This window comes from Streptomyces sp. NPDC027189, from assembly GCF_055566975.1.
Genome location: NZ_JBVHRI010000007.1, coordinates 182,537 through 196,464, shown reverse-complemented (window position 1 = coordinate 196,464; position 13,928 = coordinate 182,537). Strand labels below are relative to the sequence as shown.

Annotated in this window: 12 protein-coding genes; 8 read left to right on the top strand and 4 right to left on the bottom strand. The window is 70.6% G+C overall.

Features of this window, described 5'->3' with window-relative positions; genetic code table 11:
* Nucleotide 1 precedes the first annotated feature (1 nt).
* Nucleotides 2–2,830 (top strand): NHLP bacteriocin export ABC transporter permease/ATPase subunit, encoded by a 2,829-nt coding sequence (locus ACZ4RZ_RS19485; protein ID WP_467746093.1) that lies wholly within the window; start codon nucleotides 2–4, stop codon nucleotides 2,828–2,830.
* 4 nt (nucleotides 2,831–2,834) lie between these two features.
* On the opposite strand, the gene ACZ4RZ_RS19480 is transcribed toward ACZ4RZ_RS19485, so the two are convergent.
* Together ACZ4RZ_RS19480 and ACZ4RZ_RS19475 are read right to left on the bottom strand one after the other, a co-directional pair.
* Complete coding sequence (locus ACZ4RZ_RS19480) at nucleotides 2,835–3,371, bottom strand: SRPBCC family protein (protein WP_467746091.1); 537 nt, start codon at nucleotides 3,369–3,371, stop codon at nucleotides 2,835–2,837.
* Between the two features lie 6 nt (nucleotides 3,372–3,377).
* A complete protein-coding gene (locus tag ACZ4RZ_RS19475; protein ID WP_467746089.1) occupies nucleotides 3,378–3,794 on the bottom strand; it encodes an ArsR/SmtB family transcription factor in 417 nt (138 codons plus the stop codon).
* Nucleotides 3,795–4,005: 211 nt separating this feature from the next.
* Here ACZ4RZ_RS19475 and ACZ4RZ_RS19470 point away from each other — a divergent pair, with 211 nt between their 5' ends.
* A complete protein-coding gene (locus tag ACZ4RZ_RS19470; protein ID WP_467746087.1) occupies nucleotides 4,006–5,508 on the top strand; it encodes an MFS transporter in 1,503 nt (500 codons plus the stop codon).
* 64 nt (nucleotides 5,509–5,572) lie between these two features.
* Here the strand turns inward: ACZ4RZ_RS19470 and ACZ4RZ_RS19465 are convergent, their stop codons facing one another.
* Nucleotides 5,573–7,162, bottom strand: coding sequence for a phosphatase PAP2 family protein (locus tag ACZ4RZ_RS19465; RefSeq protein ID WP_467746086.1), 1,590 nt, complete (start codon nucleotides 7,160–7,162; stop codon nucleotides 5,573–5,575).
* A 256-nt stretch (nucleotides 7,163–7,418) separates the two neighbouring features.
* On the opposite strand from ACZ4RZ_RS19465, the gene ACZ4RZ_RS19460 reads away from it, so the two are divergent.
* A complete protein-coding gene (locus tag ACZ4RZ_RS19460; protein ID WP_467746085.1) occupies nucleotides 7,419–7,916 on the top strand; it encodes a methyltransferase family protein in 498 nt (165 codons plus the stop codon).
* A 243-nt stretch (nucleotides 7,917–8,159) separates the two neighbouring features.
* A complete protein-coding gene (locus ACZ4RZ_RS19455) occupies nucleotides 8,160–9,170 on the top strand; it encodes a Ppx/GppA family phosphatase (RefSeq protein ID WP_467746084.1) in 1,011 nt (336 codons plus the stop codon).
* A 259-nt stretch (nucleotides 9,171–9,429) separates the two neighbouring features.
* Here the strand turns inward: ACZ4RZ_RS19455 and ACZ4RZ_RS19450 are convergent, their stop codons facing one another.
* Entirely contained in the window at nucleotides 9,430–9,864 is a 435-nt protein-coding gene (locus tag ACZ4RZ_RS19450; protein ID WP_467746082.1) for a protease inhibitor, read from the bottom strand.
* 309 nt (nucleotides 9,865–10,173) lie between these two features.
* Here ACZ4RZ_RS19450 and ACZ4RZ_RS19445 point away from each other — a divergent pair, with 309 nt between their 5' ends.
* The 4 genes from ACZ4RZ_RS19445 to ACZ4RZ_RS19430 all read left to right on the top strand — a co-directional run bounded on the left by ACZ4RZ_RS19445 (nucleotide 10,174) and on the right by ACZ4RZ_RS19430 (nucleotide 13,926).
* Nucleotides 10,174–10,725, top strand: a complete 552-nt coding sequence (locus ACZ4RZ_RS19445; RefSeq protein ID WP_467746081.1) for a hypothetical protein — start codon at nucleotides 10,174–10,176, stop codon at nucleotides 10,723–10,725.
* A 51-nt stretch (nucleotides 10,726–10,776) separates the two neighbouring features.
* Nucleotides 10,777–11,604 (top strand): LLM class F420-dependent oxidoreductase, encoded by an 828-nt coding sequence (locus ACZ4RZ_RS19440; protein WP_467746080.1) that lies wholly within the window; start codon nucleotides 10,777–10,779, stop codon nucleotides 11,602–11,604.
* A gap of 33 nt (nucleotides 11,605–11,637) precedes the next feature.
* Nucleotides 11,638–12,117, top strand: a complete 480-nt coding sequence (locus ACZ4RZ_RS19435) for a TIGR03668 family PPOX class F420-dependent oxidoreductase (RefSeq protein WP_467746078.1) — start codon at nucleotides 11,638–11,640, stop codon at nucleotides 12,115–12,117.
* 225 nt (nucleotides 12,118–12,342) lie between these two features.
* The gene (locus tag ACZ4RZ_RS19430) at nucleotides 12,343–13,926 is read left to right on the top strand and encodes a purine-cytosine permease family protein (protein ID WP_467746077.1); all 1,584 of its coding nucleotides are present in this window, start codon (nucleotides 12,343–12,345) and stop codon (nucleotides 13,924–13,926) included.
* The last annotated feature ends 2 nt before the right edge of the window (nucleotides 13,927–13,928 follow it).

The window sequence follows — 13,928 nt, the reverse complement described above, 5'->3', positions numbered from 1 at the left end:
GATGACCACGGTTCACGAGGGCGTTCACGAGGGAGACCTCGTCCTCGGCGCGCTCGGCGGCATGGGCACGCCGATCGACTGCTCCGGCCTCAACCGCCTCGACCTGGAGGGCCCGCAAGTCCTCTGGCTCGTCGCGGCGGGCGCCATGGACCTGTTCGCGGTCGACGCCGCCCAGCAGGGCCACTGGCACCACCTCGGCCGCCTCGAAGCGGGCTCCCTTCTCCTCGGCCCGGTCGCGGGACCGCAACACACGCTCGTGGGACGCCCGCTGCGCGACTGCGTGGTGCACCGGATCGTGCTGCGCGAGCTGTACCAGCCGGTCAACACCGAGACCTGGTCGTACGACGAGTACGGCAACCCCCAGTACGTACCGCCGACTTCGAGCCCGCTGGAGTACGCCCTCGCCCTCGGCGTCGGCCGCAGCCTCTCCATCCTCTTCCAGGCCCCGATGGCCACGGAGAACGCCGCCGCGCTCACGGACGACGACGTCTTCTGGATGCAGGTGCCGCCCGGCAGTGTGCAGTACGGCTCGCTGTACGGCGCCGAAGCGGCCGCCGACCTGCTGATGGACCCCGGTGTCTGGCAGAGCATGGTCGACCAGCAGTACCGTCTGCTGACCACGCTCGACCGCTGGATCGAGCAACTGGAGGCCACCCACGAGGACCGTACGGCGGCGGGCATCAAGGCGGGCGAGGCCGTCCGTGCCCAGGCCGACCGGACCCTGCTCGCCTCCATCGGCAAATCCTCGGCCAAGCGCCCCACCGCGGCCGACACGGACGCCACCTACGCGGCCTGCAAGCTGGTCGCCCGCGAGGCCGGGATCACCCTGGCGGAGTCCGCGCAGAGCGGAACGGAGAGCGACCGGCTCGACCCGGTCGAACGCATCGCGCTCGCCTCGCGCGTGCGCACCCGGGCCGTACGCCTCGACGGGCGCTGGTGGCGGGACAACATCGGTCCGCTGATCGGTCACCGGGCCGTGTCCGGTGCGCCGGTCGCGCTGCTGTGGCGGCGTGGCGGATATGTGGCCGTGCAGCCGTCGTCCGGGCGCGAGACACCGGTCGAGAAGGCGAATGCGGCCGAGTTCGAGCCGCGGGCCGTGATGTTCTACCGCCCGCTGCCCGAGCGGAAGCTGAGCCCGATGCGGCTGCTGCGGTTCTGCCTTCAGGGCACCGGTGGCGATCTGCGCAGCCTCGCGATCAGCGGTCTGGTGACCGTCGCGATCGGCGCGCTGGTGCCGATCGCCACCGGAAAGGTGCTCGGCGAGTACGTGCCGAAGGCACAGCACGGTCTCATCGTGCAGGTCTGTCTGGCCATCATGATCAGCAGCATTGTGTCGGCGGCGTTCATGCTGCTGCAGAACCTGACGATGCTTCGGATGGAGGGCCGGATCGAGGCGACGCTCCAACCTGCCGTGTGGGACCGGCTGCTCAGGCTGCCGACCAAGTTCTTCACCTCACGCTCGACCGGTGAACTCGCCAGTGCCGCCATGGGCATCAGCGCGATCCGCCGGCTCCTCGCGGGCGTCGGCCCGACGGTCGCGCAGGCGGGCACGGTCGGCGCGATGAACCTGGGGCTGCTGTTCTGGTACAGCGTGCCGATGGCGCTGGCCGCGATCGGCATGCTCGTCGTCATCGCGGCCGTGTTCCTGGGCCTGGGCCTGTGGCAGGTGCGCTGGCAGCGCCGCCTCGTCGTGCTCAGCAACAAGCTGAACAACCAGGCTTTCCAGACCCTGCGCGGACTGCCCAAGCTGCGCGTCGCGGCGGCCGAGAACTACGCGTACGCCGCCTGGGCGAGCGAGTTCGCGCGCAGCCGCGAACTCCAGCAGAAGGTGGGCCGCATCAAGAACCTCACCACGGTGATGGGCGCGGTGTATCTGCCGCTCTGTTCGCTGCTGATGTTCATGCTGCTGGCGGGCCCGGCGCACGGCTCGCTGTCGGCCGCGGACTTCCTCACCTTCAACACGTCGATGACGATGCTGCTCACCTCGGTCACGCAGATCACGGGCGCGTTCGTCTCGGCCGCGGCCGCGCTGCCGATGTTCGAGGAGATCAAGCCGGTGCTCGACGCGACCCCCGAGGTACGCGTGGCGAGCACCCGCCCGGGCATCCTGTCCGGCGGCATCGAGGCGCGAAGGCTCTCCTTCCGGTACGCCGACGACGGCCCGCTCGTCCTCGACGACGTGTCGTTCGGCATTCGGCCGGGCGAGTTCGTGGCGATCGTCGGTCCCAGCGGCTGCGGCAAGTCCACGCTGCTGCGGCTGCTCATTGGCTTCGACAAGCCGGTCTCGGGCAGCGTGCTGTACGACGGCCAGGATCTGGCGGCCCTGGACCAGTCCGCCGTACGCCGTCAGTGCGGTGTGGTGCTCCAGCACGCGCAGCCGTTCACCGGCTCGATCCTGGACTGCATCTGCGGCACCGAGCCCTACACGCCCGAGGAGGCGATGGCGGCGGCCGAGATGGCGGGTCTGGCCGACGACATCAAGCGCATGCCGATGGGTCTGCACACCATCGTCTCCGGCAGCGGCGCCATCTCCGGCGGTCAGCGCCAGCGTCTGATGATCGCCCAGGCGCTGATCCGCCGCCCCCGCATCCTCTTCTTCGACGAGGCGACCAGCGCCCTGGACAACGAGACGCAGCGCACGGTCATCGAGAGCACCCGGGCGCTCAACGCCACACGGGTCGTGATCGCGCACCGCCTGTCCACGGTGATGGACGCGGACCGCGTCATCGTGATGGAGGACGGCCGGGTCGCCCAGCAGGGCCCGCCCGCACAGCTGTTGGCGGACACGGGCGGGCGGCTGCACGAGTTGGTGCGGCGGCAGATGCAGTGAGCGGTCAGTCGAGGCCCGGGACCGGGGCGCCCGAGGGGACTCCGGCCTCGATGTAGCCGCGATAGATCTCCTTCCAGGGCGCACCGGCACCGGCGTGCGGGCCTTCGAACCGCTCGCCCCGCGCCTTCGCGTCGAGGGCGGCCAGGCACACCTCCCAGCCGGCCCCGTTGCGCGCGGCGGTGTTCTCGGCCGCCAGGACGTTGGTGAGCGTGAAGTGCGTGCGCTTCTCGTCGAGCGCTTCGAGGTCGAAGTGCAGCTCGTCGCCGCCCCATTCGAAGGAGAGATGGCGCGGAGCGTCGACTGCGAGGACTCGCCCGGTGGAGTCCGCCATGTGCGGGTCGCCGCTGAACGTGATGGTGCCGCCGGGCCGCAGCTCGATCTCGGCGCGGGACGGGAACCATTCGGCCAGCTCGTCCGGGTCGGTCACGAACTGCCAGACGCGGTCGACGGGGTGGTCGTAGGTCCGGCTGAAGCGGACGGCGGGGCGGCCGTCGTCGAGGGTGAGGTAGGTGCCGGTCAGGGCGGTGGGTTCGGCGGACATGGTGGCTCAGTCCTTCGGGGAGGGGGCTTCGTCCTTCAGCAAGGGCTCTTCGGCGTTCGGGAAGAGTTCTCCGGTGTTCGGCAAGAGTCCTTCGTGGTCGTCCGACGGCTCCCCCACCGCCTCGTCCAGGCGACGGCCGAGGGCGTCGAGGCTCTCGTTCCACAGCTTCCGGTACGGGGCCAGCCAGGCGTCGAGCGCGGCGATCGGCGCGGGGTCGAGCGCGTAGACACGGCGCTGCGCATCGTGCCGTACCCGCACGAGTCCCGCGTCCCGCAGCACCCGCAGATGCTTCGAGGTGCTCGGCTGACTCAGACCGCACGCCTCGACGATCTCACCGACGGCGCGCGGCCGCTCCAGGAGCAGCGCGACGATCGCGCGACGGTGCGGGTCGGCGAGCGCGGTCCAGAGAGAGGCATCGGACATGAGCCCAATATGCCTTCACAGTTATATTCCCGTCAAGGAATACAAGAGTCTCGGCAACTGTGACGGGCACCTCATCCGCCAGACCTAGCGAAACGTTGCCGTTTCGCTGGAAGTGACCTAGCCTCGATGTGTACGAAACAGTTTCGTTTATGTACGCGTAACCTCGAACGACTTCCGTTTCCTTGAGCGACTTCCCTGGAGTGGTTCTCCCATGTCTCAGACCCTGACCGACGGCACCCGAGCGGGTGTGGTCGACGCACCGCCCGCAGAGGCGTCCAAGCGACGCTGGTTGATCCTCGCGATCATCGGTATCGCCCAGCTGATGGTGGTCCTGGACGCCACCATCGTGAACATCGCCCTGCCGTCCGCTCAGGCGGATCTGGGCTTCTCCGACGGCAACCGGCAGTGGATCGTCACCGCGTACTCCCTGGCCTTCGCCTCGCTCCTGCTGCTCGGCGGGCGCATCGCGGACCTCTTCGGGCGCAAGCCCGCCTTCCTGATCGGTGTCGCCGGATTCGCCGCGGCCTCCGTGCTCGGCGGCGCGTCCACCAGCTTCGGAATGCTGGTCACCGCCCGCGCCCTCCAGGGCGTCTTCGGCGCGCTCCTCGCGCCCGCCGCGCTCTCGCTGCTCAACACGACCTTCACCGACGCCAAGGAACGCGCCAAGGCGTTCAGCGTGTACGGCGCCATCGCCGGCGCCGGTGGCGCGGTGGGTCTGCTGCTCGGCGGTGTGCTGACCGACGCGCTCGACTGGCGCTGGACACTGTTCGTCAACATCGTCTTCGCGATCGTCGCCTTCGCCGGTGGCTGGGTGCTGCTGAGCAATCACCGTGACGCGGCGAACTCCAAGCTCGACCTGCCGGGCACACTGCTGGTCTCCTCCGGTCTCTTCTCCCTGGTCTATGGCTTCTCCAACGCCGAGACCCACGACTGGAGTTCGCCCGCCACCTGGGGCTTCCTGGCCGCGGGCGGGATCCTGCTGACCGCGTTCGCCTGGTGGCAGACCCGGGCCAAGCACCCGCTGCTGCCTATGCGCGTGCTGCTGGACCGCAACCGTGCCGCGTCGTTCATCACCGTTCTGATCACCGGCGCGGGCATGTTCGGTGTCTTCCTCTTCCTCACCTACTACCTGCAGCTGAACCTGGGCTTCAGCCCGACCAGGACGGGTGTGGCGTTCCTGCCGATGATGGCGGCCCTGATGGTCATGGCGCAGGTCTCCACCACGATCCTGGTACCGCGGATCGGGCCGAAGGCCGTCATCCCCGCGGGCTTCGCGATCGCCGCGGTCGGCATGGCGTGGCTGACCGGCATCGGCCTCGACTCGTCCTTCTCGACCGCCGTGCTGCCGCAGCTGCTCCTGATCGGCGCAGGCCTCGGCATCGTGATGCCGCCCGCCATGTCGCTGGCCACCAGCGGAATCGCCCCCGCGGACGCCGGTGTCGCCTCGGCCACCGTCAACACCATGCAGCAGGTGGGCGGTTCGATCGGTACGGCGCTGCTGAACACGCTCGCCGCGAGCGCCGCGACGAGCTATGTGTCCGGCAAGGACGCGACCAACAAGCTGGTCCAGGCCCAGTCGACGATCGAGAGCTACACCACCGCCTTCTGGTGGTCGGCCGGCTTCTTCGTCGCGGGCTCCCTGATCGCCTCCCTGCTCTACCGCCGCGGGAAGCTCGAGCAGGACGCGGACGCCGCACCGGTCGTCCACATGTGATCGGTTCCTGATCCGATCACCCGCCAGGCCGAGGGGCCGCCGTCTGCAGGGAGACGGCGGCCCCTCATCCCTGTCCGGCGCCTCCCGCGCCTCCGACGTCTCCAGTGCCGGACCGTCGCGTCCGTCTCCGGTAACGGGCCGTCTCGGCGGCCAGACGGGCCTGCTGAGCCAGCTCGTTCTGCGGCTGTGCGGGCCGGTACACGACGATGGCCCGGTGCGCCTTCTCCAGCCTCAACTCCGATGAACTGCGGGCGACTTCACCGTCGTACGCCAGGCTGTTCGCGCCGGCGAGACCCTCCAACTGCACCCACGGGACGTGTTCGGCGCTGTACACCCGGGAGCGGCGGAGCCCCCCGACGAGCGCGGAGGCGATGACACGGGTGCGCGCGAGCCGGCGATCGCCGTCGACCAGCCGTACGTCGAGCAGTCCGTCGTCCAGGCGCGGCCGGAAGGCAGGGGCGAAGCCCTCGGGCACGTAGCGGCCGTTGCCCGCGAAGAACAGCCACAGGCGGCGCGGGTGGCCATTGACGCTCAGCTCGATGGGGGTCGCGGTGCGCAGCACCCGGATGAGGGCGACGGCCGCGGCGGGCCACTTGCCCCACCGCTCCTCCAAGTGCTCGCGCAGCCGGACGAGTTCGGGGTACATGCCGATGCTGAAGGTGTTGAGGAACCGCACGTCCTGCCCGGCCCCCGACCTCGCCACGCCGAAGTCCACGGCCACCGCCTCGCCCCGGGCGACCGCGACGGCGGTGTCCTCGAAGTCGGGTACACCCAGGTCCTGGGCGAAGTGATTGAGGGTGCCACCGGGGAACACCGCCAGCGCGAGCCCCCGTTCGGCCGCCGCTCGGGCCGCGGCGTTGACGCTGCCGTCGCCTCCGCACACGCCCAGCGCGCCGCCCGCCCGCGAGGCCCGGTCGGCGGCCTCGGCGAGCAGCGCGGCGAAGTCGTCGCCGGGGCCGCGCTCGATCAGGTCGGCCCCGGGCAGCAGTGCCCGCAGGCGCTCGGCGGGCGGCAGTGGCGCGGCGGGCACGCCGGTGCCGGCCCGGCTGTTGACGAAGACGACCAGTCCCTCGCCACGGGGCAGCGCGGGCGCGTGTGCCACGGGCCGCTCCCGCTCCGGGGCGGTCGCTCGCGGTGGCCACCAGCGGCAGGTGAGCGCGGCGGCTCCGGCGCCGATCACCACCCCGGCCAGCACGTCTCCCGGGTAGTGCACGCCCACGTAGACGCGGGAGAAGGCGATGGTGGCGGCGAGGGGCGCGATCATGGCGCCGTAGCGGGTGGATTCCAGGGCCACTCCAGTGGCGAAGGCCGCGGCGGACGCGGAGTGCCCGGAAGGGAAGGACGTGGTGTTCGGCTGATGCCTGAGGTGCCGGATCTGCGGTACGAGGTCCAGCAGCGGGCGGGGGCGCCGGGCGCTCCACTTGACGACCGTGTTGACGGTCAGCGAGGCCAGCGCGAGCGAGCCCACACCGCGCAGGGCCGCCCGTCTGGCCCGGTGTCCGCCGATCGCCGCGAGCCCGGCCGCCGTTCCCAGCCACAGGCGCCCGTGGTCGGCGGAGTGGCTGAGCCGCCGCAGCGCCGGATCGGCTCCGGGCACCCGCGCCCCGGCCACCCGTGTGAACAGCCGCTGGTCCAGCTCGCCGAGTACGCGCATGCTCCATCGCTACGGTGCCGCGCCCGCGTCGGCATCCCGGGCGACTCGGACCGGTGACGTGCCTGCTCCGTGCGGCGCATGTCAGTGACGTATCCGCTCCGGCCGGCGAAGGAAGGTGAGGGGCTCCGACCGACGGCACACGGCGGTCACGGGCTCCCGCCGGCGACCGACTGCCCGCCGGCGGCACAAGCCAGTGACCGGCCGCCCGCCGGCGGCGCCCGTTTACGTCGCGCCGCTCAGCCGTCATGGTGACCGTATGCGCAGATCTGCGGCGGCGGCCGGCAGCTCTCTCTTCCTGGCGCTGGCTCCCGGCACCGTGGCGGTCCTTCTCCCCTGGTGGCTGACGGGCTGGCGAGCCGGTCACTGGTGGCCGCCCGTGCGCGTGCTGGGCCTGGTGCCCCTGGTCGCGGGTGCGGTGGTCCTGTTGTTCGCCTTCGCGCGGTTCGTCGTCGAGGGCCTCGGCACTCCGGCGCCGGTCGCGCCCACGGAACATCTGGTCGTGGGCGGGCTCTACCGGCATGTCCGCAATCCGATGTATGTGGCCGTCGTCGCGGCGATCGCCGGGCAGGCCCTGCTGCTCGCCCGGCCGGTGCTCCTGGTCTACGGCGCGAGCGCCGGGCTCGTGATGGCGGCGTTCGCTCGGTGGTACGAGGAACCGGAACTGATCGACAGATTCGGAGTGGAGTACGAGCGCTACCGACGAGCGGTACCCGGCTGGTGGCCCAGGCTCCGCCCCTGGCGCGACACCGGCTGACTCGGGCAGCAACGCGAGGGACACCACCGGGATCGCGGCGAGGACGAGCCACGGCACGGCCGGGGGAAGTCCGGTGTCCGGCGGGGCGCCCGGCCCCGCGCTGACCCGCGTATTCCATACCGCACATCGGCGCGTATCCCATGCCGCACATCGGATCGTCCCCGACCTGGCCCGGACGACATTGACGGTGGGCGAAGGTGCACGCAGGGCGTGCCACCGGAGCATCGGGGTACATGCAGCGGCATGCGGGTGAGCGTGGTGGATGTGGGGTCGAACACGGTGCGGCTCGTGGTGGCGGATGCCGAGGGCGGGGTGCCGCTGCCGGTGCACACCGCCAAGTGGCGGCTGCGACTGTCCGAGCGGATGGCGCACGGTGGCCCGATCCCCGACGAGGCGGTGGGTCAACTGGCCGAGGCAGTGCGTGCGGCGGGCAGCATGGCCCAACGATGGGGCGCGGCGGGCCCGTTGGCCTTCGCGACGACCATGGTGCGCAACGCCCCGAACCGTCAGGAGGTGCTGCGCGCGGTACGCGCGCAGACCGGAGTGCGGCTGTGCACTCTGCCGGGCGAGGTGGAGGCCGAGCTCACGTTCCTCGGGGCGCGCCGCTGGATGGGCTGGCGCTCCGGGCCGCTCGCGCTCCTCGACATCGGCGGCGGCTCGCTGGAGGTGGCGTTCGGCCGAGGCCGGCTGCCGGACTTCGTGGCGTCGCTGCCGCTCGGCGCGGGCCGGCTGACCCGCGAGTTCTTCGAAGGCCAGGACCCGCCGTCGGAGGAGAGCGTCAGAGCGCTGCGCCGCAACGTACGCCATCAACTGCGGGACGTGGCCGCACGGATCCGCTGGGAGGGACCGCGCACAGCCGTGGCGACCTCACGGACCTTCCAGCAGCTGGCCCGGCTGTGCGGTGCACCGCCCGGACGCCATGGCCCGTTCGTGGAACGGGAGTTGAACCGGGCGGACTTACGCGACTCACTCGACCGCCTCGGGCGGCTCACGGCCGCGGAGCGTGCGCTGCTGCCGGGCATCTCGGCACCGCGGGCCGCCCAGAGCCTGGCCGGTGCGGTGGTCGGGCACACGGCGATGAAACTGGCGGGCCTGAAGCAGGTCTCCATCTGCCCCTGGGCCATCCGCGAGGGCATCCTGCTGCGGCACATGGAGGAGGGCGACTCATGGTGGGCGGACATCACCCGGCACAGTGACGAGGCCGCACCGCCGACGGGTGGGGCCCATCTGCGCATCGCGACCCCGGTGCGCTGAGCGGGTGCCTCCGTGGCGCCCTTCCCGTCCCCCGCCTCCACCTCAACAACCGCTTCGACAGGGCTCGTTGAGGCGGTAGCGCATTCGACATGCATATTCGCCGCGGATCGTCCACACACGAATGCCGAGGGCCGGCCGACAGCCCCACTCTGTCCGGCCGACCCCCGGTGCGAAATCGCGTGGCGCCCCGCGACGGGGCCCGCACTCCCCAGTTACGGACCTCGATCGACGTTCACGAGGACCGCGCGATCCCGGTCCCTCAGAACGTGAAGACGGTCATCCCGTAGGAGTTCTTCACGCACTCGTTGGCGAAGGTGCGTTCGTACGAGACGCGCTTGCCCTGCCACACGCCGTCGACCGTGACGACCACGGGGTCGAACTGCTTCGTACAGACGGTCCCGTCTCTGACCGTCAGAGCGTCGAAGTCGCCGCCGGTTCCGCGGAGTTCGGCGCAGGCCAGGGTGGCGGCGGGGTGGGTTCCGGAGGCGGTCGGGGCGCAGTTCAGGGTGACCGCCCGTTCCGGAGTGACGGTGGCCGCGCTGTTGCCGTGGCCCATGGTGAGCACCAGGGCCGAGGGGGCGTAGAGCCCGGACGGACCGAGGCTCGGGGCCGCGTGGGCTGACCCGAGCAGGGGTCCGCAGACGGCGGTGGCCGTCAGGGTGAGAGTCGCTGCCCAGCGCGCGGTGGTCGGCATTGTGTGCATCCTTCCGCTCGATTGAATGCCATACCGGCTCGATTGGGTGCCGGTTCGGCGAGCGCGAGTCTGCCGAGTCCTCACCGGAAACACACATCGACCCCATGCGTTTCGGTAACTTTGAGTGTTGAAGCAGTGGCGTGAAGTTACAGAATTCGAACGCGCAAGCCCCGGAACTGCGCGGTTGCTGATCACAGGAAGCGCCTTCCTGGCCGGATTCCCTTGGCTCGGCAATAGGCCTGAAACATTCCGCTTCAGCCCATGGCGGAGACCCTTGCGCATGCCGAGCAACGGAGTAATGGTGATTACATGATTACGACGGAGCAACGCGAGAAGCTGCGCGGCTGGTTCGCCGGCCGCTTGCCCGACGACCTCTTCGAGAACCTCGCGGAGGTGACGGTCGACCGTGAGGAGATCACCGTCATCGGCCGAATCCCCGAGCCCCGGCTCACCGAAGGCGCCTCGGACGCCGAGAAGGAGGCGGCCGTCCAGGCACGTATCCAGGAATTCCGGGAGCGCACCCGCGAGGACCGGGTCGCGGTGGCACGCGAAGCGGAGCACCGGTTCCGCAAGAAGGTCTCCTGGGGTGTGGAGTGCGGCGGCGAGCGCGCGCTGTTCACGCACATCGCCGCGCCCGTCATGACCCGGTTGCGCCAGCCCGAACGCCAGGTCCTCGACACCCTCGTTGCCGCCGGTGTCGCCCGCAGCCGCAGCGACGCCCTCGCCTGGTGCGTACGCCTCGTACAGCGGCACACCGACGACTGGCTCGCCGAGCTGCGCGACTCGCTGGAACACGTGCAACGGGTCCGCGCACAGGGCCCGGACGCCGAACCGGAAGACGCCCCGTCCGACGAGGAGTGACGAACCACGCCACACTGGCACCAAGGTGCCGACGAGACGAGGTGGTCGCGGATGAAGTTCGGGGTGTCGACGTTTCTCACCGATGAGGGCATCGGTCCGGCGGCGCTCGGACCGGCCCTGGAGGAGCGCGGGTTCGACGCGCTGCTGCTGGCCGAGCACACGCACATTCCGGTGAATCGGGAGACGCCGTACCCGGCAGGTGGTGACCTGCCCCGCGTGTACTACCGCACGCTCGACCCGTTCGTGGCGCTCGCCGCGGTCGCCTCCGTGACCCGCGAGCTGCTTGTGGGCACCGGGATCGCGCTGGTGGTCGAGCGTGATCCGATCATCACCGCGAAGGAAGTGGCCAGCCTCGATCTGGTCTCAGGCGGCCGTGCCGTGTTCGGTGTCGGGGCCGGCTGGAACCGGGAGGAGATGCGCAACCACGGGACGGATCCGGCCGAGCGCGGCCGACTGATGGACGAGCGGATCCGCGCGATCATCGAGCTGTGGACCAAGGACGAGGCCGAGTTCCACGGCGACTTCGTCGACTTCGACCCGGTCTACAGCTGGCCCAAGGCGGTCCAGCGGCCGTACCCGCCCATCTGGGTCGGCGGCAACAGCGACCGCGCCTTCGCCCGCGTCGCCGAATACGGGACGGCGTGGATGCCCAGCGGCGTACCTCCCAAGGATCTCGGCGAGCGGATCGACCGCATGCGGCAGATCGCCGGTGACCGGCCGTCCGTGGTGGTGTACGCGGCCCGGCACGACCGCGAGTCCCTCGACATCTACGCGGAACTCGGCGTCGAACGCGTACTGCTCTTTCTGCCGACCCGGCCGGAGGACCAGACGCTGCGCACGCTGGACGAGCTGGCCGAAGCCGCGTCCGCCCACCGCTGACCGCGCCCTACCGCCGGGGAAACGGAGCTCACCGTGCCGGACATGGACGAGGACGAGGCGCGCCGCAGGTTTCTGACGGCACGGGTGGCGCGCCTGGCGACGGTGGACGCCGAGGGGCGACCCCACTTGGTGCCGGTCGTGTTCGCGCGGTACGGCGATTTCACGCGGCACCGGGACGAGATCGTCACCGCGGTCGACCGGAAGCCCAAGAGATCACCGCGGCTGAAGCGGCTGCGCAACATCGCCGCCCACCCGGCCGTCTGTCTGCTCGTGGACGCGTACGACGAGGACTGGGACCGGCTGTGGTGGGTACGGGCGGACGGCGACGCCCGCATCCTGCCGCCCGACGCGCCGGAGTCCCGCGTCCGGGACGAGTACACCGCGGCGATCGCCCCACTGCGGGAGAAGTACGCGCCCTACCGCTCGCAGCCGCCGGACGGCCCGGTGATCGCGATCACCGTCCACCGGTGGCACGGCTGGCGCGCCGCACGGGAGGCCGACCCGCCCGGCTGAACCACCAACCACCCCGGACGCTGGACCAATACTCCACCTCGGGCGCGAAGGATGGATGATTCGTCCACTGTCGCGCGGCCGTCGCACCGCCTTAGCGTCGACAGAACCCATAAGGACGGCATCCGCGCACGCCGCACACCCCAGCGGCGACAACCGGCCACCCCTCCCCCCGCGCCACGACGCGCTCCGTCGCCCTTCCGGTACAGCACTTCGCTGGAGCCCCCTTTGTCCGAGAACTCCCCCGCCACACCGCCGCCGTCCCTCACCGAGGTGGAGACCTACGGCGTCGAGCGCATCCCCGACGCAGACCGCACCGCATCGCCGCTCGACCTGTTCAGGGTCGCCTTCGGCGGTGCGAACACCTTCTCCACCTGCGTCCTCGGGGCCTTCCCCATCCTTTTCGGCCTCTCCTTCTGGCAGGGGCTCGCGGCCACACTCCTCGGAGTCGTCGTCGGAGCGCTGATCCTGTGCCCGATGGCGGTGTTCGGCCCGGTCAACGGCACGAACAACGCGGTCGCCTCCTCCGCGCACCTGGGCGTGCACGGCCGGGTCGTCGGCTCGTTCCTCTCGCTGCTCACCGCCATCGCGTTCTTCTCGATCTCGGTGTGGAGCTCCGGCGACGCCCTGGTCGGCGGCGCGCACCGGCTGTTCGGCCTGGAGCGCAGCACCCTGTCGTACGTCGTCGCATACGCGCTGTTCGGCGCTCTGGTGCTCGCGGTGTGCGTGTACGGGTTCCGTTTCATGCTGTTCGTCAACAAGATCGCGGTGACCTCGGCGACCGTGCTGTTCCTGCTCGGCGCGATCGCCTTCGCCGGTGACTTCGACCCGTCGTACGCCGGTGTCTTCACGGCCTCGGCCGACTCGGCGACGCAGGCGCTGTTCTGGCCCTCCTTCATCGGCTCGGCGTTGATCGTGCTGTCGAACCCGGTGTCCTTCGGGGCGTTCCTCGGCGACTGGTCGCGCTACATCCCGGCGAACGCGCCGCGCCGCAAGGTCGTCGGCGCCGCGTTCCTCTCCCAGATCGCGACCCTGCTGCCGTTCGTCTTCGGTCTCGCGACCGCGAGCATCATCGCGACCAAGGCCCCGAAGTACGTGGACCCGGCCGCCCCCGACTTCGTGGGCGGGCTGCTGGCCATCTCGCCGAGCTGGTTCTTCCTGCCGGTGTGTCTGCTCGCACTGATCGGCGGCATGTCGACCGGAACGACGTCGCTGTACGGGACCGGGCTGGACTTCTCGTCGGTGTTCCCACGTCTGTCGCGGGTTCAGGCGACCTTCCTGGTCGGCGTGTTGTCGATCGCGTTCATCTTCGTCGGACGCTTCGGCTTCGACCTGGTGCAGTCCATCTCGACCTTCGCCACGATGATCATCACCTGCACGACTCCGTGGATGGTCGTGATGATCCTCGGCTTCTACACCCGGCGCGGCTGGTACGACCCGGACGCACTCCAGGTCTTCAACCGCCGTCAGCGCGGCGGCCGTTACTGGTTCACGCACGGCTGGAACTGGCGGGGCATGACCGCCTGGTGGGTGTCCGCGGTGATCGGTGTGCTGTTCACCAACATCCCCGGGCAGTTCGTCGGTCCGCTGGGCGACCTGGCGAACGGCATCGACATCAGCCTGCCGCTGTCGCTGGCCGTCGCCGCCGTCCTGTTCCTGACGCTGCTGCGGTTCTTCCCCGAGCCCCGGGCCGTCTACGGACCAGAGGGTGCGCGGCTGGCCCGTACGGTCGACGTGCCGGTGCCGCCGATCACCGGTCCCGGCACGGAGTCCGACGGCGCGCAGCCGGTGCTCGCCGCAGAGAGCAGCTGAGG

Excerpts from the sequence above, each read along its gene's own strand:
- ACZ4RZ_RS19485 (WP_467746093.1), top strand. The coding sequence starts at position 2 with ATGACCACGGTTCACGAGGGCGTTCACGAGGGAGACCTCGTCCTCGGC.
- ACZ4RZ_RS19440 (WP_467746080.1), top strand. The coding sequence starts at position 10,777 with ATGAAGTTCGGGGTGTCGACGTTTCTCACCGATGAGGGCATCGGTCCG.
- ACZ4RZ_RS19445 (WP_467746081.1), top strand. The coding sequence starts at position 10,174 with ATGATTACGACGGAGCAACGCGAGAAGCTGCGCGGCTGGTTCGCCGGC.
- ACZ4RZ_RS19475 (WP_467746089.1), bottom strand. The coding sequence starts at position 3,794 with ATGTCCGATGCCTCTCTCTGGACCGCGCTCGCCGACCCGCACCGTCGC.
- ACZ4RZ_RS19480 (WP_467746091.1), bottom strand. The coding sequence starts at position 3,371 with ATGTCCGCCGAACCCACCGCCCTGACCGGCACCTACCTCACCCTCGAC.
- ACZ4RZ_RS19470 (WP_467746087.1), top strand. The coding sequence starts at position 4,006 with ATGTCTCAGACCCTGACCGACGGCACCCGAGCGGGTGTGGTCGACGCA.
- ACZ4RZ_RS19465 (WP_467746086.1), bottom strand. The coding sequence starts at position 7,162 with ATGCGCGTACTCGGCGAGCTGGACCAGCGGCTGTTCACACGGGTGGCC.
- ACZ4RZ_RS19460 (WP_467746085.1), top strand. The coding sequence starts at position 7,419 with ATGCGCAGATCTGCGGCGGCGGCCGGCAGCTCTCTCTTCCTGGCGCTG.
- ACZ4RZ_RS19450 (WP_467746082.1), bottom strand. The coding sequence starts at position 9,864 with ATGCCGACCACCGCGCGCTGGGCAGCGACTCTCACCCTGACGGCCACC.
- ACZ4RZ_RS19455 (WP_467746084.1), top strand. The coding sequence starts at position 8,160 with ATGCGGGTGAGCGTGGTGGATGTGGGGTCGAACACGGTGCGGCTCGTG.